Origin of the sequence: Rothia sp. L_38 (genome assembly GCF_050689125.1) — a bacterium.
Lineage (GTDB): Bacteria > Actinomycetota > Actinomycetes > Actinomycetales > Micrococcaceae > Rothia.
In genome coordinates, this window is the sequence record NZ_JBOEQD010000002.1 from 190,260 (window position 1) to 214,810 (window position 24,551).

Annotated in this window: 20 protein-coding genes, 1 tRNA gene and 1 other RNA gene; 9 read left to right on the forward strand and 13 right to left on the reverse strand. The window is 61.0% G+C overall.

Annotated features, from left to right (window positions below; translation table 11 throughout):
• Complete coding sequence (gene purQ, locus ACRCJM_RS02125) at nt 1-810, reverse strand: phosphoribosylformylglycinamidine synthase subunit PurQ (RefSeq protein WP_431463629.1); 810 nt, start codon at nt 808-810, stop codon at nt 1-3.
• Between the two features lie 5 nt (nt 811-815).
• On the reverse strand, nt 816-1,067 hold the full coding sequence (gene purS, locus ACRCJM_RS02130; RefSeq protein ID WP_237188980.1) for a phosphoribosylformylglycinamidine synthase subunit PurS: 252 nt from the start codon (nt 1,065-1,067) through the stop codon (nt 816-818).
• 482 nt (nt 1,068-1,549) lie between these two features.
• On the opposite strand from purS, the gene ACRCJM_RS02135 reads away from it, so the two are divergent.
• The gene (locus ACRCJM_RS02135; RefSeq protein ID WP_431463630.1) at nt 1,550-2,536 is read left to right on the forward strand and encodes a Fic family protein; all 987 of its coding nucleotides are present in this window, start codon (nt 1,550-1,552) and stop codon (nt 2,534-2,536) included.
• Here the strand turns inward: ACRCJM_RS02135 and ACRCJM_RS02140 are convergent.
• A complete protein-coding gene (locus ACRCJM_RS02140) occupies nt 2,533-3,108 on the reverse strand; it encodes a TetR/AcrR family transcriptional regulator (protein WP_431463631.1) in 576 nt (191 codons plus the stop codon). The genes ACRCJM_RS02135 and ACRCJM_RS02140 overlap by 4 nt on opposite strands.
• A gap of 94 nt (nt 3,109-3,202) precedes the next feature.
• On the opposite strand from ACRCJM_RS02140, the gene ACRCJM_RS02145 reads away from it, so the two are divergent.
• Together ACRCJM_RS02145 and ACRCJM_RS02150 are read left to right on the forward strand one after the other, a co-directional pair.
• The gene (locus ACRCJM_RS02145; RefSeq protein ID WP_431463632.1) at nt 3,203-3,586 is read left to right on the forward strand and encodes a DUF1304 domain-containing protein; all 384 of its coding nucleotides are present in this window, start codon (nt 3,203-3,205) and stop codon (nt 3,584-3,586) included.
• A gap of 55 nt (nt 3,587-3,641) precedes the next feature.
• On the forward strand, nt 3,642-4,649 hold the full coding sequence (locus ACRCJM_RS02150; protein WP_431463633.1) for an NADP-dependent oxidoreductase: 1,008 nt from the start codon (nt 3,642-3,644) through the stop codon (nt 4,647-4,649).
• A gap of 109 nt (nt 4,650-4,758) precedes the next feature.
• Here the strand turns inward: ACRCJM_RS02150 and ACRCJM_RS02155 are convergent, their stop codons facing one another.
• Nucleotides 4,759-5,859, reverse strand: coding sequence for a C4-dicarboxylate ABC transporter substrate-binding protein (locus ACRCJM_RS02155; protein ID WP_431463634.1), 1,101 nt, complete (start codon nt 5,857-5,859; stop codon nt 4,759-4,761).
• A 278-nt stretch (nt 5,860-6,137) separates the two neighbouring features.
• On the opposite strand from ACRCJM_RS02155, the gene ACRCJM_RS02160 reads away from it, so the two are divergent.
• Complete coding sequence (locus ACRCJM_RS02160; RefSeq protein ID WP_431463635.1) at nt 6,138-8,429, forward strand: exo-alpha-sialidase; 2,292 nt, start codon at nt 6,138-6,140, stop codon at nt 8,427-8,429.
• A gap of 153 nt (nt 8,430-8,582) precedes the next feature.
• Here ACRCJM_RS02160 and ACRCJM_RS02165 read toward each other — a convergent pair whose 3' ends face one another.
• From ACRCJM_RS02165 to ffs, 6 genes are all read right to left on the reverse strand, one after another.
• Nucleotides 8,583-9,524 (reverse strand): 3-methyladenine DNA glycosylase, encoded by a 942-nt coding sequence (locus ACRCJM_RS02165; protein WP_431463636.1) that lies wholly within the window; start codon nt 9,522-9,524, stop codon nt 8,583-8,585.
• 427 nt (nt 9,525-9,951) lie between these two features.
• Nucleotides 9,952-10,572 carry a hypothetical protein gene (locus ACRCJM_RS02170; protein ID WP_431463637.1) on the reverse strand — a complete coding sequence of 207 codons (621 nt, stop codon included), beginning with the start codon at nt 10,570-10,572 and terminating at the stop codon, nt 9,952-9,954.
• Nucleotides 10,573-10,803: 231 nt separating this feature from the next.
• Nucleotides 10,804-12,093: an aspartate kinase gene (locus tag ACRCJM_RS02175; protein WP_431463638.1), complete on the reverse strand. Its 1,290-nt coding sequence runs from the start codon at nt 12,091-12,093 to the stop codon at nt 10,804-10,806.
• A 145-nt stretch (nt 12,094-12,238) separates the two neighbouring features.
• Nucleotides 12,239-13,348, reverse strand: a complete 1,110-nt coding sequence (gene recR, locus ACRCJM_RS02180; RefSeq protein WP_431463639.1) for a recombination mediator RecR — start codon at nt 13,346-13,348, stop codon at nt 12,239-12,241.
• Nucleotides 13,349-13,360: 12 nt separating this feature from the next.
• A complete protein-coding gene (locus ACRCJM_RS02185) occupies nt 13,361-16,402 on the reverse strand; it encodes a DNA polymerase III subunit gamma and tau (protein WP_431463640.1) in 3,042 nt (1,013 codons plus the stop codon).
• Nucleotides 16,403-16,579: 177 nt separating this feature from the next.
• Nucleotides 16,580-16,676: signal recognition particle sRNA small type (gene ffs, locus ACRCJM_RS02190), an RNA gene on the reverse strand.
• Between the two features lie 200 nt (nt 16,677-16,876).
• Between ffs and ACRCJM_RS02195 the strand changes: the two genes are divergently transcribed.
• Nucleotides 16,877-16,961 (forward strand) — tRNA-Ser (locus ACRCJM_RS02195).
• 157 nt (nt 16,962-17,118) lie between these two features.
• Here ACRCJM_RS02195 and pnuC read toward each other — a convergent pair.
• On the reverse strand, nt 17,119-17,994 hold the full coding sequence (pnuC, locus tag ACRCJM_RS02200) for a nicotinamide riboside transporter PnuC (protein WP_431463641.1): 876 nt from the start codon (nt 17,992-17,994) through the stop codon (nt 17,119-17,121).
• Between the two features lie 30 nt (nt 17,995-18,024).
• A complete protein-coding gene (locus ACRCJM_RS02205) occupies nt 18,025-19,125 on the reverse strand; it encodes an AAA family ATPase (RefSeq protein WP_431463642.1) in 1,101 nt (366 codons plus the stop codon).
• 203 nt (nt 19,126-19,328) lie between these two features.
• Between ACRCJM_RS02205 and ACRCJM_RS02210 the strand changes: the two genes are divergently transcribed.
• Entirely contained in the window at nt 19,329-19,655 is a 327-nt protein-coding gene (locus ACRCJM_RS02210; RefSeq protein ID WP_431463643.1) for a type II toxin-antitoxin system VapB family antitoxin, read from the forward strand.
• Here the strand turns inward: ACRCJM_RS02210 and ACRCJM_RS02215 are convergent.
• A complete protein-coding gene (locus tag ACRCJM_RS02215) occupies nt 19,652-20,320 on the reverse strand; it encodes a TetR/AcrR family transcriptional regulator (RefSeq protein WP_237205834.1) in 669 nt (222 codons plus the stop codon). The genes ACRCJM_RS02210 and ACRCJM_RS02215 overlap by 4 nt on opposite strands.
• 219 nt (nt 20,321-20,539) lie before the next feature.
• On the opposite strand from ACRCJM_RS02215, the gene ACRCJM_RS02220 reads away from it, so the two are divergent.
• The 3 genes from ACRCJM_RS02220 (at nt 20,540) to ACRCJM_RS02230 (ending at nt 24,550) form a co-directional block, all read left to right on the forward strand.
• Complete coding sequence (locus ACRCJM_RS02220) at nt 20,540-21,250, forward strand: queuosine precursor transporter (RefSeq protein WP_431463644.1); 711 nt, start codon at nt 20,540-20,542, stop codon at nt 21,248-21,250.
• A 268-nt stretch (nt 21,251-21,518) separates the two neighbouring features.
• Nucleotides 21,519-22,976: an amino acid permease gene (locus ACRCJM_RS02225; RefSeq protein WP_431463645.1), complete on the forward strand. Its 1,458-nt coding sequence runs from the start codon at nt 21,519-21,521 to the stop codon at nt 22,974-22,976.
• A 128-nt stretch (nt 22,977-23,104) separates the two neighbouring features.
• The gene (locus ACRCJM_RS02230; RefSeq protein ID WP_431463646.1) at nt 23,105-24,550 is read left to right on the forward strand and encodes an amino acid permease; all 1,446 of its coding nucleotides are present in this window, start codon (nt 23,105-23,107) and stop codon (nt 24,548-24,550) included.
• Nucleotide 24,551: the final 1 nt, after the last annotated feature.

Here is a 24,551-nt window from a genome sequence, read left to right on the forward strand (position 1 = left end):
TTAGACCGAAACCAGCTGGTTGAGTACGGAGGTGAAGACGCCCAGGCCGTCCGCGCCGTCGCGCAGACCCACGGTGCCAAAACCTGAGGACGAGGGGCCGAAGCCGGGTTCGACGGCGTGCTCGGGGTGGGGCATGAGGCCCACGACGTTACCGCGCTCGTTGGCAATGCCGGCAATGTCGTTGCGAGAGCCGTTGGGGTTAACGTCCACGTAGCGGAAGACCACGCGGCCTTCAGCTTCAAGCACCTCAAGGGTCTTGGCGTCGGCAACGTACTGGCCGTCCTGGTTCTTGAGGGGGACCACGATGTTCTGGCCCGCTTCGAAGTCGCCGGTCCAGGCAGTCTGGTTGGTCTCAACGCGCAGGGTCTGATCGCGGCAGGTGAACTTGCGGTGATCGTTCTTGATCATGGAGCCGGGTAGCAGGTGGGTTTCGGTCAGAATCTGGAAACCGTTGCAGATGCCGAGCACCGGCAGGGGAGCGGAACCCGAGGTGCCAGCGGCGCTAGCTGCCTCAACGACCTTGCTCATGACCGGGGCCTTCGCTGCGATAGCGCCTGCGCGCAGGTAGTCACCATACGAAAAACCGCCGGGCACAATTACAGCGTCTACATCGTGTAGAGCTGCTTCATCGTGCCACAGCGGTACGGGGGTGCCACCAGCTAGTCGGACGGCGCGGGAGGCGTCGCGGTCGTCCAGAGTGCCGGGGAAAGTGATGACGCCAACGCGCACATCGGCCAGGGCGGCATCGGGAGTGTTCTGAGAGAAGTCGCCCACCAGGGGAACTTCGGTTGCTGCGAGGGATTCTGCCACGTCTTTTAGTCCTCCAGAGCTTCGACGTTGACGACGTCTTCAATCACGGGGTTAGACAGCAGTTCTTCAGCTGCCTGGCGGGCCTGCGCGAGCAGTTCTTCGGTGACTTCACCATCAACGGTCAGTTCAAAACGCTTACCCTGACGAACATCGGTGAAGTTGGTGAGACCGATACGGGGAAGCTCGTGAGCGATAGCCTTGCCCTGGGGGTCGAGGATTTCGGGCTTGAGCATAACGTCAACAACAATACGGGCCATGAATGGGCACTCCTTGGGTGCTGGAATCTATATAGAGCCAGGTCTCATTTTACCGGTTTGTACAAGCTTGTGCCCCAAAGTGAGACGGCGGGGCGCGGGGGTTTTCTGGGGCGTCCGGTCATGACGAGCGTGCGCTATATCGCTGAGCGTGCACCCGGCAACCGCACGCTCGGCGATATGGCGCACGCTCGGTGTTTGCGAGAAGATGCTGGGAAAATAAACCATAATTTTCTATATAAACAGCTTAATGGGAAAATTGAGGTGCATTTTCTCAAGAGAGACTCGCAGGAGGCAACATGCAGAGTTGGCCATCTCTTACATATACAGAGCGCTTGTGGGTGCACCGTGACCCCTTGGCCTCTCGCCGGAGCCAGCGGAAAAATCGAGGTACTTTTCAGGTGCCGCACGTTCCGTATATTTCTGAGGCTCCTGTGAGGCTCAGTGCAGATGTGCTGGCTAGCGCATCTGCGGCATCAGTGGCTATGACAAGGTTCGACCACGAACAGGCATCATTTGCTCACTTCCCATTCGCCACGGTGCTTTTGCGCGGAGAATCTGCCACAAGTTCACAGATTGAAAATCTGACGGTAAATGCTCGAAAACTCTCGCTTGCTGCACTTGGTGTGCCGGTAGGAGGCAATGCCGAACTTGTCGCTCGCAATGTCCGCGCCATGAAAGCTGCAATCGACGTTGCCCACGAACTCAGCATCGACGCTTTGCTGACCATGCACGAGGAGCTTACAGCGGGTGTTCAAGATGATGCCGGTGAGCTGAGAAAAGAATGGGTGTGGATTGGGGGAGAATCCCCTGTCACAGCCAGGTACGTAGCACCTGCCTGGGAGGATGTGTCTGGGTTGCTTGAAGACCTCGTTGTCTTTTTGGAGCGCCGGGACCTTGATCCTACCGTACAAGCGGCTCTTGCTCATGCCCAGTTTGAAACTATTCACCCTTTTACAGATGGGAATGGGCGTACAGGGAGAGCGCTCATCTCATCTCTACTAAAGGCGCGCGGAGTGACGCAGCATGTGGTGGTTCCCCTGTCGAGCGGTTTGCTCTATGACCTTGAGGGGTATGTTTCTGCCCTGGAGGCGTATAGGCGCGGGGATATAGAGCCCATCATCCTGTGTTTTGTGGATGCCATTGAATCATCGCTGGCTAATACTCGTTTGCTTGCCCAGGACATTGAACAGTTTTATGAGCAGATTCTTGCCTCGCGTCCGAGGGTGACTGAAGCGGTGCGTAAGGTGGCAAGGTTCTGCTGCTCAGAGCCAGCTTTCACGGCTGGAATGCTAGAAGAACACGCCGGAGTGGCTAGATCTACCACCTATCGCATTATTGATTCCCTGGTGGAAACCGGTATCTTGCGGCGGGAGCAGAAAGTGCGCGGGCAAAATGCCTGGTCTGCCCCTGCTTTGACGGAAGCGCTTGACGCGTTTGCCCAGAGGGCGGGCCGTCGGCGTTTTGTTTAGTCCTGAGCGGCCAGGAGCGCCTGCGCCGCCTGCAGGTTGGCTAGGGCAAGGGTTTTGTTGGTGCGGGCAAGGGCCAGGGCTGAGATGGTGAGGGCAACCAGGGCGCGGGCTTGGCCGTATGCTTCGGCCTCGGTGAGGTGCGGACGCGCCCTGCCCAGCCCCGTGCGGAAGGCGACAAGGAGTTCGTCGTAGTAGCTGCTGATGGCTGCGCTGACCACTGGGTCGGTGCCCACCGGGGCGTTAGCTGCCGCTATGAGCAGGCAGCCGGGGTGGCTATCGGCAGAGCTAATAGAGCTGGTCAGGGTTGCAAAGTAGTCGTTGAGGGCATCGGGCTTCGCGTCTTCGCTGGTGACGCGGGCAAGGAGCGGACGGACGCTTTCTGCCAGGTAGTTCTCTACCGCTTCGTCAAAAAGCCCCTTTTTCGACTCGAAGGCGTGGTAGAGACTGGAGCGCTTGAGGCCGGTTGCCTGTTCAAGGTCGGGGATTGAGGTTGCCTCGTAGCCCCGATCCCAAAAGACGTCGCGGGCTGCCCTGACGGCGTCCGCTCGGTCGAAGGTTGCTGCGCGCCCCATGATGTGCCTCGTTTCATAGCTAACAAAATTGTGTACTGACCATTCTAGTATATATTGGAATAAGCATTACAAAAACCTATGAAAGGATATCCCCATGACTATCGCCGGTATCATCGCCCTACTGCTCGCCGTCGCCCTGCACGTTTTTATCTTCTACCTCGAATCCTTCGCCTGGACCACCCGAGCCCTGCCAGTCTTCGGTATGAGCCGTGAATCAGCCGAACAGACCAAGGAAATGGCCTACAACCAGGGCTTCTACAACCTCTTCCTGGCAATCATTGCCGCCGCCGGTGCCCTGGCCCACTTCGCCGGTGCCCCCGCCGTGGGCCTAGCCCTCATGCTCGCCGGTACCGGGTCAATGCTGGCCGCCGCAGCCGTCCTCTTCATCACCTCACCCGACAAGCGCCCCGCCGCCATCAAGCAGGGTGCCTTCCCGCTGCTCGCCGTCCTTCTGCTCGCTCTGGGCGCAACCTTTTAACAAACGCCCTTTGACAGGCGTAGAACTGGTTAAACAGCTTTCGAAAGGAAAAATCATGACACAAGCACGTGAAATCCGCCTTGCCTCCCGCCCCAGCGGCTGGCCCACCTCCGACAACTTTGAATTTGCCACCGTTACCCTGCCTGAGCTCGCCGATGGCCAGGTTCGCGTTAAAAACGAGTTCATCTCGGTTGACCCCTACATGCGCGGACGCATGAACGACGCCAAGAGCTATGTAGCCCCCTACGGCCTGGGGGAACGCATCACCGGCGGTGCCGTCGGACGCGTTGTCGAATCGCACGATGAAAGCCTGCCCGTAGGCACCCTCGTATCGCACCAGCAGGGCTGGGCAGACTACGCCCAGGCCGCCGCTCGCGAGTTTACCGCCCTGCCGGAACTACCTGCCGGGGCACCGTCCTCGCTCTATCTGGGCATGTTGGGCATGACGGCAATGACCGCCTACGCAGGGCTGACCCGCATTGCCCACCTGAAAGAAGGCGACGTCGTGTTCGTCTCTGGCGCAGCGGGCGCCGTGGGCACCGCCGTAGGGCAGATCGCTCGCCTGCTCGGCGCCTCCCGCGTTGTCGGCAGCGCTGGCTCGGCTGAGAAGGTTGAGCTGCTGACCAGCAAATACGGCTACGATGCCGCCCTCAATTACAAGGACGCTCCCGTGCGGCAGGCCCTGCCCGAGCTGGTTCCAGATGGCGTAGACGTCTACTTCGACAACGTCGGCGGCGACCACCTCGAAGCCGCTCTCGATGTGATGAACCGCGGCGGCCGCCTGGCGCTCTGCGGCGCGATTTCTGCTTACAACACCAGTGAGACCACCCCCGGCCCCGACAACATGACCAACATGGTCAAGCAGGGTCTGACCATGCAAGGCTTCACCCTGGGGGAGTACCTGGACGTCGCCCCCGAGTTCCGCGAAAAGATGGGCCGCTGGTTTGCCGACGGCAAGATCGCCTATGACGAGACCGTCTACGAGGGGCTCGACTCCACGATCGAAGCCTTCATTGCCATGATGCAGGGCGCGAACACCGGCAAGATGGTGGTCAAGCTCTAGTCCTCAGGCATATCGAAAGGGGACCGCAAAACCTAAAAGGGACCGCATACTACGCGGTCCCTTTTAGGTTTTGCGGTCCCCTTGGGTGTGGGAGGGAGAAAAAACGTGATTACTCGGCAGGCAGGTAGCCCAGCTGGCGGGCCAGGTCAGCCGTCATCTCGTTGTTCTCAATTTCGGGCTCCTGCTGCTCATAGGGCGAGATGCCGGGGGCAGAAGACTGGGCCTGGAACTTCATAGTCATCAGATCGTTCGGGGCGGTGAGCTTACCGATGGTGCCGTCGCGGTTCACATCAATCTGCTGGGCGGTAGTCTCCACAACGCCGTCCTGATCAAAGTCGATACCCTGGTGGGCATTCCAGTAGCGGTTGCCGTAGTGAATGGAGAAACCGCGGGCAGCGTTACCGGCACCCTTAGACTCAACCACTGCGGTCTCATCAATGGTCATACCCGGACGGGTGGAATAACCGTAATAGACCGACCCGTCGGTGCGGCGCACACCCTCCAGCTGATACTTGTAGTTCATAATGCTGGTGTAGTTAGGCTTGTAGTTCGTGCCGTCGGTACCACCGTGGTTCAGGCCCAGGTTGTGGCCCAACTCGTGAATGAAGGTGCCCACGCGAATAGCGCTACTTGCCTTACCCCAGTGGGTGGGGCCTACTGTTACCAAGAAGGTGCGACCGGGGTAGTAGCCCGAACCTGAAGAACCGCCGGTGCCGTAGTAGTCGCCCCACACCATGTAGTGGAAGACGCCCGCGCGTGCCGGGTCGGAGTTAGTGCCGCGCAGGGTGTTCACATCACCCAGGCCGCTCAGGCCCTGGTGAGGAACCTCGTTGCCGCCGCCCAGGTCGTAGGCGGGGTAGATGCTGCCGGTGTCCAGGTGGATGGTGATGCCGGTGGTGCCGTTGGGGTTCCAGATGGGCATGTCGGCGAAGGTCTGGACGATGGTGCCCAGCTCAGCTTCGCTGGCGAGTAGGCCGGGCATGTAGTCCATCTCAACGAAGAGGTCTTTGCGGTAGGGGTCTGCGCCCATGGCAGCGAAGTCGATGTCGATGACGCCGTCGTTGTTGTAGTCGTAGCCGTTGGTCTCCCAGACATCGAGCAGCTTATCGCCGTCGGTGTCCATGGCGACTGCTGAGGCAAGCGGGGCGCTTAGCCCGGTAAAGGCCATAGCAGCAACCGCCAGGGTGGCAAGCTTGTGGGAAAAACGCATGGATGTGTCCGTTTCTGTGATGTGTGGTTTAAGGAGGATTCTAAGGCATAGACCCGCCCTCGCCACCCAACGACTGGCCTTTCTACCCCCCCAGCAGTCTCTTCATGCGGAAAAATCTACCCCGCACAGGTAAAAGTGGACTCCACCCCCGCAGATGAAGAGAAGTTTACCTGTACAGTATGGTTAGGTGATGAAACGCATGGGCTCAAATCTGTCCCTTAGAGGCCCACTCGATTTCTTACTCCAATCACACCGCACTTTTAACTAGAGAGAGAACTATGCCTATTCGCTTCCGCCGTCTCCTGGCTCTCCCCGTTCTACCCGTGCTCGCACTGGGTATGAACTCCGCCACCGCGGCCCCCGCCCCCGTCTACGGATCCACTGGCGGCCCCGGTACTTACACCGAACAGAATATTGGCTCCACCTATGTAGGTGGTGCAGCCTCCTATCGCATCCCCGCCCTGGCAGACCTGGGCGATGGCATCGTCCTGGCAGCCTGGGACGGCCGCCCTGGCAGCGCAGCAGACGCCCCTAATCCTAACTCCATCGTGCTCCGCCGTTCCACCGACTACGGCACCACCTGGAGCGACTACACCCATATCAAGAAGGGCCACCTGGGCGACGCCACCACCCAGAAATACGGCTACTCCGACCCCTCCTTTGTCGTAGATTCTGTCACCGGCGCTGTTTACGCCTTCTTCGTCTACTCCAAGGACCAGGGCTGGCACTACAGCCAGTACGGCAACGACATTACTAAGGACCGCACTATCACCGGTGCCGTTGTGGTCGAATCCAAGGACAAGGGCCTGACCTGGAGCGAACCCCGCGATATCACCCCCATCGTCAAGCCCGGTACCAGCAAAACCTCACCCAAGGCCGGTGACGTCAAAGCCGTCTTCGCCACCTCCGGCGAAGGTATCCAGATGAAGTACGGTCAGTACGCAGGCCGTCTGGTCCAGCAGTTCGTGGGCAAGGTCCGCACCGCCGACGGCAAAGAGGTCGTCCAGGCTTACTCCGTCTACTCCGACGACCACGGCGTCACCTGGAAGCGGGGTGACTTCGTGGGTGCCTCCATGGACGAAAACAAGACCGTAGAACTCTCCGACGGCCGCCTCATGCTCAACTCCCGTGACTCCGCTAACTCCGGTTACCGCAAGGTCGCCATCAGCTCCGACGGCGGTCAAACTTGGGGCCCCATCACCCTGGACACCGAGCTTCCCGACCCCACCAATAACGCAGCTATTACCCGTATGTACCCCAAGGCGCCTTATGGCAGCGCGGACGCTAAGAAGCTCATCTTCACGAACTCCAACAACAACGCCAACTACAACCGCGTCAACCTATCCGCCCGTGTCTCCTGCGATGACGGCCAGACCTGGCCCGGCTTGCGCCAGATCAAGTCCGGCTTTGGTGCCTATTCCTCCACCACAGCCCTCTCCAACGGCAAATTCGGTGTGCTCTATGAAGCTAGCTACGGCAACGACATGCGCTACGGCACCTTCGACGAAGCCTGGCTGAACGTGGTCTGCGCCCCCATGAACGTTGACAAGCTTACTGTAGCTGCCGGCCAGACTGCCTCCGTACCCGTCACCATCACCAACCAGGAGGCCCAGGCCGTCACTGGCACTATCACCCTGGCAGATACAGGTTCCTTCACCGGTGCCACCAGCGAAAAAATCACCCTAGACGCCGGCCAAACCCGCACCGTCAAGGTCAACCTGACCGCCGCCGCAACCGCCAGCACCGGCAAAGTGGATGCCGTATTTACCGCTGAGAACGGCAAGCAGTCCCGCTTCACCTTCCCTGTAGAAGTAGAAGCCAGCACCACTGTCTTCGGCGCAACCGTCCACAGCGCCTCCGCCCCCGCCCGGGATATCGCAACCAGCCCCTACACCGTCGGCGAAAAGATCACCTACACCTTCTCCGTCACCAACACCGCTGACGAAGCCGTATCCGTGGTCCCCACCGCAGGCAACTTTGACGCAGCAGGCTACCTGCCTACCAGCACCCCCAATTGCCGCTACCTCAACCTGGCGGCCAAGGGCACCTACACCTGCTCCACCGCAACCCACACCGTCACCCAGGAGGACATCGACCGTGGCTACTTCACCCCCGAGATGACCTTCACCGTGACCTCCCGCGCCAATGATGCCCGCACCACCACCGTCACCCACACCGGCGAGAAGATCCTGCTCAAGCCTGCCCGCCAGGCCCCCAGCATCACCGTCACCGGTAGGGTAGGCACCACTGCCGCAGGGTACGCCGTGGGCGACACTGTGGGCTACACCTTCCGTGTCACCAGCACCTCCCCCTACGTCACCACCGTGACCCCGGTATCCGGTAGCTTTGACCGTGGCTTCATGCCCACCAGCGCCCCTAACTGCCGCTGGCGCAACCTGCCCGCTAACGACGCCTACAACTGCACCACCGCCCAGCACCTGGTCACCGCAGAAGACTTGGCCCGCGGCTACTTTACTCCTACCGCAACCTTCTCCGTGGTGGATAATGAAACCGGCGCCAAGACCGAGGTAACCTACACCGGTGACCAGGTAGCCCTGTCCCGCCGCTAAAGGTCCTGACCGGTGACTGTCCTCCCTGCCAGGCCTCCTGCGCTGCGACCCTGGCTCAGGCACACATAGCTAGATAAAAGCCGCCCGGTCTGCCCCCTGCACAGGGGAGGGGCCGGGCGGCTTGTATGTTTGTGGTCTTGAGGTTGGGGGTGCCTATTCTGTCTCGGTCTGGCCCAGGTGCCGGTCTAGTTCTGCCAGGAGCCGCTGGCGCAAGAGGACGGACCGTTCTGCAAAGCCCCGTTGCTGACGCACATATTCGGCTTTCCCCTGGGGGGTTTCAATGGCAACCGGCTCGTAGCCCCAGTCCCTTAGGTCGTAGGGTGCTGTTTTCATGTCGAGTTCGCGCACGTCCCAGGCCAGTTCGAAGCAGTCCATGACCAGGTGCGAGGGCACCAGGGGCAGGAGCTTATAGGCCCACTTGTAGATATCCATATTGGCGTGCAGGCAGGCCGGCTGTTCCAGGTTGCGCTGTTGCTCACGCGTGGGCTGTAGCTCGTTCATGGGTGCTGCCTGGGGCATGAAGAACCGGAAGGCATCGAAGTGGGAGCACCTAATTTTATGGCTCTCAACCACCCGGTCGGTGCCCTCTGCCCCCAGGCGCAGTTCTAGGTAGTCGTGGCGGATATTATTTTCCACCGACTTATAGGCCATAGCCCACTCGTGCAGGCCAAAACAGCCAAAGAAACCGGGCTTGGCCGCGGTTTCGCCCAGGATAATCCGCGCAAAATCAATGGCTGAGGTACGGGCCTCAGCAAACTTTTCGGTATCAACAAGGACGCTGGTGCCCGCCTGCGCCGCCGCGGCGGCTTCGGCAGGCGGTAGGCCTGCCTCTTCCAATTCTTGCTGGGTAGCGGCCCGGTAGAACTTCCAGTCTGCCCGCTCACCGGCGTCCTGCAGAATGACCCCCGCACCGGGGTGCCAGCGCATAAACTGCCCGGGCTTGAGGGTGTAGTAGGTGAAGAGGAAGTCTTCAACGGGGTGGGCTTGGCCGCGCTCGCGGCGGCGTGCGAAGGGCAGGGCGTAGCGGCCGGAGCGTTCTTCATGGGCGCGCGCGAGTGCACGCCAATCGTCCGGGGCGAGGAGGGTGAGGGGCATGGGGTCTATTCTAACGGCCCTTCATCCCGCGCTAGAAAAACATCCCTTCCTTTCCCTGCCACCTCAGATAAGTCAAGGACGAAAGAGAAAGGAGAGCACGGAGCAAAAACAATATGCAACATCAAGTCTTCAGAAAAAGGGTTATTTATAAGGGGTAGGTATGCCAGACCCACAGTGACTGTGGGTCTGGCATACCTTATAGATAATAATCTTTAAGTTTCATGCTTCACAGAAAGGACTGTTGCTAAAGTTGTAGAAACTCCGGTGACTGTTACGAGAATAAGGATGATGTACTTGTTAAAGGCAGTCGGATCAATAAAATACCATACCCCATAGAACAAAAGTGGAAGAGCAGATAATAAAGATATCCAGCGTAGTATATTTTTCATTTTATATTTTCCTTGATGGGCTACTGGTAAGATTTTATCTACCGAGGTGTGCACCAGACGGCTGTGCTGTGAGCCCGATGAATATTAATTCCTCGCTGGTTCCAGTTGCAAATTAAAGATGCGGCCGAGACGACCGCGAAAGCTGCTGCAAATCCACCTGCCACTACTGCTCCTACACCAGTTACCGAGGTAATGAATACTGCTACGGTAGAAATTGCTGCACCGCCAGCGAGTAGTGCTGAGAGTCTGTATGAGTTTATGTTATTTAACCAGAGCGTCTGACCCCACCAGTGGAAGATAACGCCACCGCCAGCTGACTGAATTTCATTTCCAGTAGCCTTCGCATGCTGGGGGAGATTGGATAGCGCTTCGCGGCGTTCTTGATTGGATTTGGTGAGAATCTGCTGCAAAATCGCCTTATCTGCGGGGGAAAGATTTGAATCGCTCCTGATTGAGAAATCTCCCATCAGCCCAGTGGTAACATGTCGGTCGTAGCGGTTAATTTGTTCGTCTGAGATGTCGGTAAGGCGAGTGTCGGCCGTTGTTGCGATTGTGCTGGTGGATTCTACCGCATTAGCGCTTGTGAATCCCCCCCCGGATAGTAGACCCGCGAGAATCAGCGTGGTTGCCAGGGTTTTCTGAGTGGTTGTAGCTTTCATAGCCTACTCCTTTAGTGCTTGACCAGCCGGTTGGCTGAATTTGGGGGTAAAGAAGATGTGATGTATGCCAATACTATACCAGTCTATTTATTCTCGACAAGTCTTTAGATAAAAATGCAGAAAATATTTTTTGCACACCCTAGAAGTGGGCAAAAGCCGGGCCCCGGGCCAGCAGCGTGGTGCTGCCAGCCCGGGGCCCGAGCGTCCTCTCGGACAAACCTAATTCACAACCTAGCGGCCGGTACCACCGTACACGGTAGCTTCACCCTCGGTATCAAGGTCAAAAGCTGAGTGCACAGCGCGCACAGCTTCATCTAGATTCTCAATATCGGTGATAACCGAAATACGGATTTCAGAGGTAGAAATCATCTCAATGTTGATACCGGCGGTGCTCAACGCATCAAAGAACTTAAAGGACACACCGGGGTTAGACTTCATACCTGCACCCACCAGCGACAGCTTGCCGATGGACTCGTTGTACTGGACCTCTTCAAAGCCCAGCTCAGCCTTCTTGGCTTCAAGCGCAGCCAGAGCAGCAGCGCCCTGATCCTGGGGCAGGGTGAAGGAGATATCGGTTACATCGGGGCGGTCGGTTGAGACGTTCTGAACAATCATGTCGAGGTTCACGTTGGTCTCATTGAGAATACCGAAGACCTTGGCCGCGGAGCCGGGCACATCGGGTACACCAATAACGGTGACCTTAGCCTGGCTACGGTCGTGGGCGACGCCCGAGACGAGGGGCTGTTCCAAGGGGATCTCCTTCAAATTAGTTTCCATACCCTCATTGTCGGGGATAACGAGAGTGCCTTCAAGCTCTGAGAACGAAGAGCGAACATGCAGCTTCAGGTTGAAACGGCGCGCGTACTCCACCGAACGCAGGTGCAGAATCTTGGCGCCGTTAGCAGCCATCTCAAGCATTTCTTCGCTCGTAACGGTATCGAGCTTGTGGGCGGACGGCACGATACGCGGGTCAGCGGTGAACACACCATCAACGTCTGAGTAAATCTCGCAGACGTCAGCATTCAGGGCTGCCGCCAGGGCAACCGCGGTGGTGTCTGAGCCGCCACGGCCCAGGGTGGTGATGTCACGGGTCTGGCGGTTCATTCCCTGGAAGCCTGCGACAACGGCGACGTAGCCTTCATCAAGGGCGGTGCGAATACGCTCGGGGTTAACCTCCACCAGGCGGGCAGAACCGTGCACGCCGTCGGTGATCATGCCGGCCTGGGAGCCGGTGAAGGACTGGGCGCGGCCGCCCATGTTGTTAATAGCCAGGGCCAGCACGGCCATGGAAATTCGCTCGCCGGCGCTCAGCAGCATATCGAGTTCACGCGAGGGGCCGGCGTTGGGGGTTACTTCAGCCGCAAGGTCGAGCAGTTCATCGGTGGTATCGCCCATTGCTGAGACCACCACGACGACCTCGTTGCCAGCCTTCTGCGTGTCCACAATACGGCGAGCTACACGCTTAATACCCTCGGCGTCAGAAACCGAGGACCCACCGAACTTTTGGACAATCAGGCTCATTGAAACTTCTCCAGTGCAAAGGTGTTGAAGGTGCCGGGCATTTTCCGGCCTAAAACTATCGTAGGGGTGGGTGTCGCACTTGAACGATTTTTGCTCAAATGACGGGAATATAACGTGTGTGACGCTAAATTACAGACCCGTGGGTTTAGGTCCAGGGGTTCACGTAGGTCTTACCCGGAATCGGCGGGATTTCGGGGGCAACCGTGCGTAGCGGGGTCTTCTTGAGCTCTTCCAGCTTGGCTTCGTAGGCATCGCGTAGCTCTTCTGACTGCACGCCCTTACCGGCTTCTTCAGCCTCAAAGGCGGCGGCCGCCGCGAGTTCAGCCTTCTCTTCGGCAGATAGCTCACCCGGAATGCCCGCCAGCTCCTGTTCCAACAGCTCTTCGTTCAGGTCCCCCTGCTGCCCCTCAGTCGGGGACGGTTCGCTGGGAGCTGCGGGGGTAGCGTCCGGACGCTGCCCCTCGCCCTCCTGCCCCTCGGAAGGGGACGGGGTGGCGGCGTCCGCGCCATCAAGGTCATCAAACATAGAACCAGACCAGCGGGCCCGCGGGCCCTTAGCCGCCTGCTCCGCGGCGGCCTGCTGCTCCTTGGCCTCGGTTTCTGCCTCAAGGGCAGCCTCAAAATCCTCGGCGGGGTTAGCTGCCTCGGCGCGGGTGCCCTCACTGATAATGCGGCGGCCTTCAAGGGCGCGGCCCAGGGTGATTTCGTCGGCGTATTCCAGGTCGCCACCCACCGGCAGACCCGACGCCAGACGCGATACACGAATACCGATGGGCACCAGCAGGCGAGAGAGGTAGGTTGCGGTAGCTTCACCCTCAAGGTTGGGGTCCATGGCGAGAATCAGCTCGGTGATGCGCTCATCCGACAGACGGGCCACCAGCTCACGGATGCGTAACTGCTCCGGTCCGATACCTGCCATCGGGTTAATGGACCCGCCCAGCACATGGTAACGGCCGGTAAAGGAGCGGGTGCGTTCAACGGCCACCACGTCCTTGGATTCCTCCACCACGCAGAGTACCGTCGGGTCGCGCTGCTCGTCGCGGCAGATAGCGCAGAGCTTGGTTTCAGAGACGTTGCCGCAGATCTCACAGAAGCTCACGGTCTTCTTCACGCGCGCGATAGCGTCGGTGAGCTTGGCCATCTCAGAGCTTTCCGCATTCAAAATGTAGAAGGCGATACGCTGGGCTGACTTGGGACCCACACCGGGCAGCCTGCCCAGCTCGTCAATCAGGTTCTGGACGGCACTTTCGTACACAAAAACTCCTTGTTAGCCCTGGTGAAGGGGCTGTTCATCAATGACTTTGCCGCCCAAAATCTTCTCAACGGCCCGCTGGCCAATCAGCACGGACGACTCCAGGGCGGCATCGTCGTCGCTGGGGGTAAAGTCCTCGGGAGCTTCCACCGGGGTGGGGGCCTGGGCCTGCTGGACAGCCCGCTGGCCGGCTGCAATCTGCGCCGCGTGGCGCTCTCGGAAGGAGAGCTTCTTACCGCCGGGCTGTTCGGGGGCGGGCTGGGGACGTGCCTGCTGGCTCTGTTGTTCCTTCTGCTGCTCATTCTGGTGCGGTGCGGACGCCGGGGCTTGCGAGCCCTGCGCCAGGGGGGCACCGGGGGCGCTAGGAGCGCCTGCTAGGGGTGCGCCAGCAGGGGGTGCTGCCTGCGGAGACTCAGCCTTAAGGTAGCCGACCCCGGCGACGTACTCGGGCTCGTCCTCGGGGACATCGTCAAAGTAGCCGCCGTCATAGTCACCGTACTCGTAGGCCACCGGGGCTTGGCTGGAGGCTGGGGCCTGAGTCGATGCCTGTTCCTGGTGTTGAGCCTGGGGTGCGGTCTTGGCCTCTTCTTGGAGGGCGGCGTTGTCGGCGTCCTTATGCCCCTGCTCGGCCAGACCCTCACTGGTGGGGACGGGCTCAAGGGAAACCGCGTGCGGGCTATCCTCGTGGGGCTCCTGGGAGGCGGCTTCGGCGTCCTCTGACTCCTGGGCGGTATCGCGCGCCAGGGCAATATTCTGCTGTTCCTGGGGGCCGCGGGAGGGGTGCTGGGCCTTGGCGATCTCAACGGGGTCTGCCTCACCCTCAATCACGCGCAGACGCGGGGCTGATGGCGCCTGTTCCTCGGGGGTCTCGGCCGCATCGCCACTGGGGATAGCTGCTACCGACCAGGAGGTGACGGGGTTGTTCCAGTCATCGGGGCTCCACGAGGGAGGCTCCGGTGAGCGGGGCTGGCCGTGCGCTGCCCAGGCCTGGTCGCCACCGCGCGGGCCCTCAGCGACATCGGCAGCGGACTGCCTGCTCGCAGCCTGGGGCGCGGGGGTCGGGCTTCCGCCTGACGGGCCGGAGCCGCCGGGGCCGCCGGGACGTCCGCCACTAGGGCGCCCACTGCCGGGGTTATCGCCGCCGTCGCTGGGCTTCTTGATTTCACCGCGCAGCTGCACCTGCAGACCCAGCACCTGGAAGAGGGCCTGCTGAAGCTGGGGTAGGTACTCCTTGACGGCCTTAAGTACGGGCAGCTCGGCCCGCAGGAAGAGGGCTCCGTTCTCAAACTTGGACGGCTCACACAGGGCAAACTGGGCCCGGGCAAAGGGGGCGGGCACCTTGGCCACTACATCGGCCCAGGAGTTCGCCACCATATCGACCGTGTTTTCACCGGGCACCGGACGCGCTGGGCTCTGAGGCGCGGACGCCTGCTGCCCGGTCTGGACAGGCTGGGCGCTCTGGGGAGATTGGGCAGACTGCTGCGGCCCACCGAGCGGCGGAACACCCCGGCCTGCTAGCGGGGCACCGCTCAAGGGAGTGCCCGCTAAAGGAGCCCCAGCCAAAGGGGCACCGGACGTACCGGGCGTACCGGCTAGAGGCGCGCCGCCCGACTGGGCAGGAGCCTGAGGTTGCTGAACGGGCTGGCCCTGCTGGCTAGGCTGGTCTTGACGTTGGGGCTGAGCTTGCTGCTGAGACTGGGTCTGCTGAGACTGAGCCTGCTGAGACTGGGTCTGCTGAGACTGAGCCTGCTGAGCAGGGGCTCGACCTTCGACGCCACCCTGCTGGGCTAGCTGCTGCCGGGCGCGCGCCAGGGGGCTGGCGGCGTCCGCACCGGTGCCAGAAGTGGAACCTGCCGGTGCAGGATGACCGCCCGCGGGCGCAGGGAACTGACCCGAGGCCAGCCTGCGCTCAAGCCGATCCAGGCGGGCCGCTAGGTTGCCAACCCCCTGCTCCCCGGCGGCCAGCAGAATACGGGCGCACAGAAGTTCCAGGTGAAGCTGGGGGTTCATAGCCCCGCTCATCTCATTGAGAGCCTCGTTGGTGACGTCCGCAGCCCGCGACAGCTCCGCCGAACCCAGCTGCTCAGCCTGAGCCCGCATACGATCAAGCTGGTCAGCGGCCAGGCCGCGCAGAATTGAACCCGCTGAATCGGGTACAGCTTTGACAATAATCAGGTCGCGGAAGCGTTCGAGCAGGTCCTCGACAAAACGGCGGGGGTCCTGGCCGGTCTGAACCACCCTGTCAACCGACGCGAAAACCTCGGCGGCAGAACCAGAAGCGAAGGCATCGACGACCTCATCCAGTAGCTCGCCGTGGGTAAAGCCCAGCAAGGCAACCGCCAGGTCATAGGAGATGCCCTGCTCATCAGAGGCACCCGCCATGAGCTGGTCAAGAATCGAGAGCGAGTCACGCACCGACCCGCCACCGGCGCGAACCACCAGCGGCAGCACACCGTCGGCAACCTTAACGCCCTCTTCGGCACAGAGCTTAGCCAGGTAGTCCCCCAGAATCTGCGGGGGCACCAGGCGGAAGGGGTAGTGGTGGGTACGCGACCGAATAGTACCCAGTACCTTGTTGGGCTCGGTGGTCGCAAAAATAAACTTAATATGCGCCGGAGGCTCTTCCACGATCTTGAGCAGGGCGTTGAAGCCCTCACGGGTGACCATGTGAGCCTCGTCGATAATGAAAATCTTGTAGCGATCGCGCACTGGCGCAAAGGTGGCGCGTTCACGCAGGTCACGGGCGTGGTCCACACCGCCGTGGCTGGCGGCGTCCATCTCAATCACATCGAGCGAACCGCCGCCGTCGCGGGAAAGCTCCTTACAGGACTCGCACACACCGCAGGGAGTAGGCGTAGGGCCCTGGGCACAGTTGAGGCAGCGCGCCAAAATACGCGCCGAGGTGGTCTTGCCACACCCGCGCGGACCCGAGAATAGGTAAGCGTGATTGACCCTGTTCTTCTCAAGGGCAGTCATGAGAGGTTCGGTGACATGCTCCTGCCCAATGACGTCGGCAAACGACTCAGGGCGATAACGGCGATACAGCGCAGTGCTCACAATAAACCTTCGGTTGAGTGCAGAAAAACTGAGCCCGGCCCAGGGAGAAAAGCAGAGAGAAAGAATCAGGCGCTCGCCGCCCCGGGTGTGCTGATTAACAGTGTAGTGGGGGTGGCTGACGTTTTAAGAACCGTGCGCGAAAGGCTTAAGGACGCTCGCGTAAAAGGCGCCGGGCAAAATAAAGACCCCCTACGCACCCGTCAGAGCCCAGATACCCTTGCTGCCTTCCGGCCCTGGGGGAGTTTTCCAAGATGACGCCACGTAAGGGGCTCCAACAACTGTACCCTAAGCCGCCGCGAAAAACAAAGGGCGGTAGAGAGAGCCTCTTAAGTAAGGACGGGGGTGCCCCCGGACGCGACGAGGGGAGGACGGGCGCGCCCGCCGCAGCTATGAATTTGCGCGGACGCCCGGGCATGGGGTATGCTCGTATCTGTTCGCTTTCGTGAAGCTGCGTAAGTAGCTAAGCAACAGCCTGGAGGATTCGCCTAGCGGCCTATGGCGCACGCCTGGAACGCGTGTTGGGTTCACGCCCTCGGGGGTTCAAATCCCCCATCCTCCGCTGAAGCCGGTTTCATCGCCCACTTGATGAAACCGGCTTTTTCTTTGCCCAGGTTCTGAAGGCTTGTTCAAAAAAGAGGTGAAGCAGGCTCACAGCGAGCGTGAGCCTGCAGAACCGCTTTTGAATAAGCCCCACTAGGCGAAAGTAAGTTTTAGGTTTAGCCCTTACGGGACAGTTTGGTCCAGTTGTACCAGCCGTAGACCGAGTTGGCGATAAAGCCCAGGTACATGGCCATGATGGCCATGTTGCCGCCGCCCTCCACGGTTGACCACAGGTAGATCTGCACGGCGTTCAGTACCAGCCAGCCGACCCACTGTTCGCGGAAGCGGTAGACCATCAGCACCTGCGAAATCAGGGCGATGACGGTGGTGAAGGCGTCAACGTAGGGCTGGTTGGAGCCCCAGCCGTTTAGTAGCACCCCGTAGCCCCACGATGCTGCGGCCAGTAGTGCCAGCACGCCTGCGATAGCGGGCAGGGTCAGGCGACGGGTCTGCACATCTAGCGGGGTGCCCTCGGCGGCACGTGCCAGGGCGGACGCACCGCCCCGCTCACGGGCGTCCGCGCCCCTAGTTCCGGTGCTGCTGGTCACGGCGCGGCTACCGGCCAGCTGGCCTGCCCCGTCAAAGGAGGCACCTCCTAACTCGGGCCGGGTCTTGGCTGCCCGCATGTTCTTGCGCCACATATAGAGGCCCCAGAACTGGGTGAGCACATAGAAGGCGGCGATGGTGATTTCGCCGATGAAGTAGGCCTGGTAGGCCAGAATCAGGTAGGGCACGTTCTGCACGATGCCGAAGAAGTAGTTCGACAGGCGCCCCTTGCCTACCAGAATCACGCAGACCATGCCCGCAAAGGCGGTGATGAAGCTCAGCCAGCCCTCAAAGGCCACGGTGCTGACTACGACCTGCAGCAGAATCAGGGCGGGGAAGAAGACCTTCTCAAAGGGGGTGTAGCCGGTGAAGAGGTCGGTGTAGGTGGCCTTAGCAAGACGGGCCAGGGGATTGGCCGGGGCCTGGCCGGTGGTGGGTGCGCTCATGATGAATCTTTCGGGTGACAGGGGTAGGGGTTAGGGGAGGAGTCGTTCGATAGCGGCCTTGGCCTGCTCGTAGCGCTCGGCGTAGTCGGCGCCGTCGAGGAGCACCAGGCGGTCAAGCAGGCCGACTGCCTCAACTTCGGCCAGCATGGTGCGGGAAATCTCGCTGAGGTAGTCATCGGAATTGTTGGTCTGCGACCGGAACCCGTCGAGGGTGTAGCCAGAGGCCCCCACCGGCGGGATGAAGAGAATGAGATCCCAGCGGGCCTTGGCAATTAGGGAGTCGGCCAGGGGTAGGAGCTTGGCGTAGTCAGTCTCGCTCAGTTCGCTGGCGGGGTCGGCGGCGCTCATGGCGGCGTAGGCCTTGGTGACCATGGCGTCGGTGTCCATGAGGGTAAGGCCCCGGTTGCCGGGGTTGTCGATGGTCTCCCGGTTGAGGTTGAACTGGCCGGTGAGCACGTTCTGATAGTCCAACAGGTCATAATCCTCATCGCGGATATTAGCCTCGACCTGGTAGACCCGGGCGTACTCGTAGGAGTAGGGGGCGTTGTAGAGCTTGCCGAGGTCTTCCACCAGGGTGGTCTTGCCGCCCGAGGCAGCCCCCATCACCAGGACGTTGCGGGTAAAGAAACGGCGGAAGGGTGGGGCGATAAGATCCCAGTGGGCCAGCGGGTTCTCCCGAATATCCGGTTCGGACGCCGGCAGCTGGCAAGGTGCCAGGCGGGCGGTAGGCTGCCCACCGGCGTCCTGATTTCCTGCCCGAAAGCGGGAGCTGTGCTCTTCATCGAGCAGGTAGAGGCGGCGCTCAGCGCCCGCCGCCACGTGGGTAGCCCAGAAGCCGTCCAGGGCGTCATCCCAGGCTTCGGGGCTGGTGAGATCGGTTTCATCGAGGGAGTCGACAATGACGAGGGGGTCGTTCTTAAAGTGCTCAGACACATAGCGGTAGCGCTTGGTGTGCTTCATGCCTGCCTGCTCACCGGCGTCCTGCTGGGAGCCTGCAACAATTACCAGGGTGCCGCCGGGGTTCTCTTTCTTGGCGCGCAGAATCTGGTCGATATGGCCGCGGTGCAGGGGAGCGAAGCTGCCCACCACGAGTCCCACGTGGGAGCCGGTGAGCTGTTTTTTGTAAAGCATGGTGTCCTTGGGCTGGGGCGGGCTGGTGGCCCGCGCATAGCCATGATTAAACACCCGAAGCACCACCAAAGCAAATAAGGTCAATATGACTCTAAGTAATAGAGTGTCACGAATATGACCGGCACCATGCGAGGGTGTCGGTGGGGTCCTTCGAGCCGCAGCCCTAGCGGGAGCAAGCTGCCGCCCGGCGTAGAATAGAAGCCATGATTTTCAAAGGAGTCGGCGACACTCGCCCCTACCCAGACCACGGGCTTACCCAGCGCACCTGGGGCTCCATCGCCCCCTCCCAAGTCCGGCTAGACCGCCTCATCACCACCCAGAAGAATCTCAACCTCGAAACCCTCCTGGCCGAAGACTCCACCTTCTATGGGGATCTCTTCCCGCATGTGGTGCGCTATCGGGGTGAGCTCTACCTTGAAGACGGCGTCCACCGCGCCCTGCGTACCGCCCTACAGCGCCGCGCCGTCATGTACGCCCGCGTGCTCGACCTAGATGCCCTGGCCCCCTCACTTCTGAGGTCGGGGCATTAGGACGCTGCGACCAGGTGCAGCTCCGGGGTGCCGTCCAGGCGTACGGGACGTCCGCTCTCATCAAAACGAGCCCCCAGGCCCATCTGAATAAAGCGAATAGTGCTCTCAATGTGGCGCTCGCGGGCTTCGATGCTGCTGGCCTCGTCGGTGCGGTCGGCGCTCGATGAGAGGGAGCCATGCACCAGCTGAGCTAGCTCACGAATATCATTCTCGGGCAGGTAGCCGCGCTCGATGGCAGCAGACAGAATGCCCGCCAGGACCATCTGGAGCTCGCGCACATGGTCACCCAGCTTGGCAAAAGCCTCGGGGGAGAGGACCGATCGCATGGCGGGGCCGGGGGGCATGTGGCGGCGGGAAAGGTCCTCAATCTGTAGGCGCACGTAGACAGCCAGCTGGTCGATGGGGTTTTCCACTCCGGCCAGGGCCTCACGCAGTTCGGTGAGGAAGCGCTCGGTCTCATCGAGGGCGTAGGCAATGAGAAGTTCACCCATGTCGGCAAAGTAGTTGTACACCGCGGTGCGGCCGATTCCGGCGGTTTTGGCCACGTGGGTCATGGTGAGGCCGGGTAGGCCGCGCTCGTAGAGCAGACGGCCGAAGGAATCGAGAATAGCGCGCTTGGTGTTCTCGCGCTGGGCGGCGTTGGTGGCGGCGGTAATTCGAGGCATAATGACACCTTACCGCTATCTGTCACTAAAACCTATTTTTCACGACAGAACCCAGCAAACTGTCAGCAAAACCTGCCGCTTGTCCACCGGTGCGGACGCCACTGCGCCCCACCCCACACCCGGCACGTCGTGCGGGGCCGCCTAAAAATCGGTAAGCTAGTGGGCGCCCAGGTGGCAGGTGGGCACTCTTCAAACCGATACTCAACCCAGGGGATAACTGTGTCTACACCTCCCACCAGTTCACCGGCGTCCGCCCATCACACCACCGCCGATACCGGCTTCGCCCGCCCCACCCGCACCTACTACGACCTGCTTCTGGCAGCCACCTGCGTGGTCTTCATCCTCTCCAACATCGGAGCAACCAAGGGCGTCACCTTCGGGTCAATCATCACTGACGGCGGTTTCTTCCTCTTCCCCCTGGCCTACGTGCTAGGCGATGTGATCAGCGAAATTTACGGCTTTAAACTAGCCCGCCGCGCCATTATCACCAGCTTCGTTGCCGCAGCCGCTGCCGCCGCTAGCTTCTGGGTACTCATCGCCCTGCCCGCCGCCGACTTCTACGAGGGGCAGGCCGCCCTTGAAACCGTACTGGGCCCCGTGCCCCAGATTCTCGCGGGCTCCCTGCTGGGCTTCCTGGCGGGCCAGCTGCTGAACTCCTGGGTGCTGGTGAAGCTCAAGGCAGCGACCGGCGGCCGCCACCTCTGGGGCCGACTCATGGGCTCAACCCTGGTCGGCGAACTGGCTGACACCATCATCTTCTGCTCCATCGCCGCCCCCATTATTGGAATTACAAGTTTCGGCGACTTCCTCAACTACGTCATCGTGGGCTACGTGTACAAGTGCGCCGTAGAGCTACTCCTGCTGCCCATCACCTACCCTGTCATCGGCTGGTTCAAGCGCAAGGAACCCACCTACAGCCCCGCCCGGTAGGGTAAGTGCCCACCAGACTCGCGCGGCGTCCACTCGCGGCCTAAGCGCTGCGAGAGTCTCGTGGGCACTTAGGTGGAGGCGGACGCTCGCCGCCACGGACGTCCGCCCGCCGCGCACTGCCCGCCAAGTGCCCTGCACCTGCCGCCAAGAGGGTGATGTGTCTCTCACTGCATAATGGTGAGCGCTGAAGACCGGTTTTCCCTCAGAAAACCTGTGTAAACTTTCGGTTCATTGCATACACCACACTCTCTTGAAAGGGAGGGCACCCGTGGCATCAACCACCACCGGCCAGCAGGAGGGCGGCAACCTCAGCCGCGCCCTCTCCCACGGCCAGCTCACCATGATTGCCCTCGGCCTCGCCGTGGGTACCGGCCTCTTTTTGGGCTCCGGCGCAGCTATCTCTATCGCGGGCCCGGCCGTTATCGTCTCCTACGCCATCGGCTCACTGATTGCCGCTATCATCGGTGCCTGCGCCGGTGAAATGGCTGTGCGCTACCCGGTACGCGGCGGCTTCGGCACCATCGCCGGTAAATTCCTCAGTCCCTACGCGGGCTACCTGACCCGCTGGGCCTACTGGATGACCACCGTAACCTTAGCCGGTGCTGAAGTTGTAGCAGTGGGTGCCTACATGGCCTACTGGTACCCCAACGTTCCCCTCTGGATCTGGGTACTTATCGCAGGCGGCGCGATTTTCGTGCTCAACCTGACCAGCGTTAAATCTTTCGGTGTGGTGGAATTCTTCCTCTCCTCCATTAAGGTGAGCGCGGTCGTCCTCTTCATCATCTTCGGCCTGGCCCTGGTCTTCTTCGGCCTGCCCGGCCAGGATGCCACCGGCGTCTCCAACCTCACCGCCCACGGCGGCTTCATGCCCAACGGCCTTTCCTCCATCTGGATCGCCCTGGCCGTGGTCATGTTCTCCTTCGGCGGTATCGAGCTGATCTCCATTTCAGCTGCAGAAGCCAAGGACCCGGTCCGCTCCGTGCGCTCCTCGGCTAAGGCTATGATGTGGCGCCTGGCAACCTTCTACGTGCTCTCCCTCTTCATCGTGGTCGCCATCATCCCCTGGACCAGCGCAGCCACCCTGGGCAAGGACATCGAAGGTTCCCCCTTCGTCATGGTCTTCACCGAACTGGGTATTCCCTACATCGGCGGTATCACCAACTTCATCTTGATGACCGCAGCCCTCTCCGGCGCTAACGCCGCCCTCTACGCCGCCACCCGCCTGCTGCACGCCCTGGGCCACGAGGGTATGGCACCCAAGGTGCTCTCCCGCACCAGTTCCTCGGGCATCCCCGCCCTGGCCCTGACCGTCTCGTCCTTGGGCGCCGTGGTCGCCATGATTATGGCCATCTCGGGCGTCGGCGGAATCTTCGGTTACATGATGGCCCTGGTGACCGTCTGCGTGCTGGTGGTCTGGTCCATGATTCTGCTGTCTTACATGGCCTACAAGAAGGTCGAAGGCGACGCCTCCCCCTTCCGCGTCTTCGGCGGCTCCGCCACCGCAGCGGTTGGCCTGACCGGCGTGATCGCCACCTTCATCGCCATGTTCTTCGCCGGCGGTTCGATGATTCCCTCCGTCTTGGTGGGTCTAGGCTTCTTCGGCCTGATCACCGTCATCTACTTCGCCGGTGTCAACAAGAACATCAGCACCTCAGACGACGCCTTTGAAGAGGTCCGCACCCTCACCACCCAGGTGCCCGTCGTCGACGGCACCAAACAGCGCTAAAATCAGTAGCAGGTCTACACAAGGACGCCGGTAGCCTGCTCCCCGCCACCAGGCAGGGGAGCTGCGCACCGGCGTCCGCGCATTAACACCGCTACCGCACACGACGTTTTCTCACAGTAAGGCTTACCGTGGCACACACACCTTCGCAGGGGCAGGCCCAGGCGACCACCCTCAAACGCTCACTCACGCACGGGCAGATGACCATGATTGTGCTGGGCTCGGCCCTGGGTACCGGCCTCTTTTTGGGCTCCTCGGGCGCTATTGCCCTGGCGGGCCCGGCTGTCATTCTTTCCTACGCTATCGGTTCGCTGGTAGCTGCCATCATCGCCGCCTCCACCGGCGAAATGGCCGTTCGCTACCCGGTGCGCGGTGGCTTCGGCTCCATCGCTGGCCGCTACCTGGGCCCCTACGCCGGCTACCTGACCCGCTGGGCCTACTGGACCGTCACTGCCATTATCACCGGTATTGAGCTGGTCGCGGTTGCCACCTACCTGCAGTACTGGTGGCCCTCCCTGCCCCTGTGGGTGGGCATCGTGCTCTTTGGTGCGGTGATCGTGCTGCTGAACATTCGCTCGGTCAAGTACTTTGGCACCATGGAGTTCTTCCTGTCCTCCATCAAGGTCATCGCCCTGCTGCTTTTCGTGGTGGTGGGCCTGGCTCTGGTCTTTGTGGGCTTCCCCGGCCACGAGGCCACCGGCACCGGCAACCTGACCAACGACGGCGGCTTCATGCCCACCGGCTTCCACGGCATCTGGCTCTCACTGGCCGTGGTCATGTTCTCCTTCGGCGGCATCGAAATGCTTTCCATTTCAGCGGCTGAAGCCAAGGACCCGGTGCGCTCGGTACGGGCCTCGACCAAGGCGAATATGTGGCGCTTGGCTACTATCTATGTAGTTGCCCTCTTCATCGTGGTATCGATTATTCCCTGGCAGTCAGCCGCCCAGCTCGACGGCTCCGTTGAGGCCTCACCCTTTGTGCTGGTCTTCTCGGAAGTCGGTGTTCCGGCCATCGCCTCTATCACCAACTTCATTATTCTGGTTGCCGCCTTGTCTGCCGCCAACGCCAACCTCTACGCGGGCACCCGCTTGCTGCACTCCCTGGCGAGCGAGAAGATGGCACCTGCGCCCCTGGCCCGCGTCAGCAGTGGCGGTATTCCCGTTCTGGCCATGTGGGCTTCAACCTCGGGCGTGGTGCTGGCGATTCTGCTGGCCCTCTTCCTGCCCGGCCAGGCCTTTGGTCTGATGATGACCCTGACCATGGTCTGCGCCCTCACTGTATGGGTTCTGATTCTGCTGGCCTACATCGCCTTTAAGGGAGTTGAGGGTAACTCTTCGGACTTCCGCATGTGGGGCGGTCGAATCACCGCTGGCCTGGGTATCTTCCTGCTGCTGGCCATCTGGGCGGCTCTCTTCGCTCGCACCGGCAACGCTGCTCCGGCCACCATGGGCATCGCCTACTTCCTGGTTCTGACCATGATTTACTTCGGCGTGGTTAAGCGCGTGCACACCGGGCATGAGGACGCCTTCGCCGAGGCGGACGCCGCCGTGGCAGCCCACAGCAGCGATAGGGGTTAGG

Bases quoted from the DNA above. Each gene is read 5' to 3' on its own strand.
- ACRCJM_RS02145 (WP_431463632.1), top strand. From the start codon at position 3,203: ATGACTATCGCCGGTATCATCGCCCTACTGCTCGCCGTCGCCCTGCAC.
- ACRCJM_RS02140 (WP_431463631.1), bottom strand. From the start codon at position 3,108: ATGGGGCGCGCAGCAACCTTCGACCGAGCGGACGCCGTCAGGGCAGCC.
- ACRCJM_RS02170 (WP_431463637.1), bottom strand. From the start codon at position 10,572: ATGAAAGCTACAACCACTCAGAAAACCCTGGCAACCACGCTGATTCTC.
- ACRCJM_RS02155 (WP_431463634.1), bottom strand. From the start codon at position 5,859: ATGCGTTTTTCCCACAAGCTTGCCACCCTGGCGGTTGCTGCTATGGCC.
- ACRCJM_RS02215 (WP_237205834.1), bottom strand. From the start codon at position 20,320: ATGCCTCGAATTACCGCCGCCACCAACGCCGCCCAGCGCGAGAACACC.
- ACRCJM_RS02135 (WP_431463630.1), top strand. From the start codon at position 1,550: ATGACAAGGTTCGACCACGAACAGGCATCATTTGCTCACTTCCCATTC.
- purS (WP_237188980.1), bottom strand. From the start codon at position 1,067: ATGGCCCGTATTGTTGTTGACGTTATGCTCAAGCCCGAAATCCTCGAC.
- ACRCJM_RS02160 (WP_431463635.1), top strand. From the start codon at position 6,138: ATGCCTATTCGCTTCCGCCGTCTCCTGGCTCTCCCCGTTCTACCCGTG.
- ACRCJM_RS02210 (WP_431463643.1), top strand. From the start codon at position 19,329: ATGATTTTCAAAGGAGTCGGCGACACTCGCCCCTACCCAGACCACGGG.
- ACRCJM_RS02175 (WP_431463638.1), bottom strand. From the start codon at position 12,093: ATGAGCCTGATTGTCCAAAAGTTCGGTGGGTCCTCGGTTTCTGACGCC.
- ACRCJM_RS02165 (WP_431463636.1), bottom strand. From the start codon at position 9,524: ATGCCCCTCACCCTCCTCGCCCCGGACGATTGGCGTGCACTCGCGCGC.
- ACRCJM_RS02205 (WP_431463642.1), bottom strand. From the start codon at position 19,125: ATGCTTTACAAAAAACAGCTCACCGGCTCCCACGTGGGACTCGTGGTG.
- pnuC (WP_431463641.1), bottom strand. From the start codon at position 17,994: ATGAGCGCACCCACCACCGGCCAGGCCCCGGCCAATCCCCTGGCCCGT.
- ACRCJM_RS02150 (WP_431463633.1), top strand. From the start codon at position 3,642: ATGACACAAGCACGTGAAATCCGCCTTGCCTCCCGCCCCAGCGGCTGG.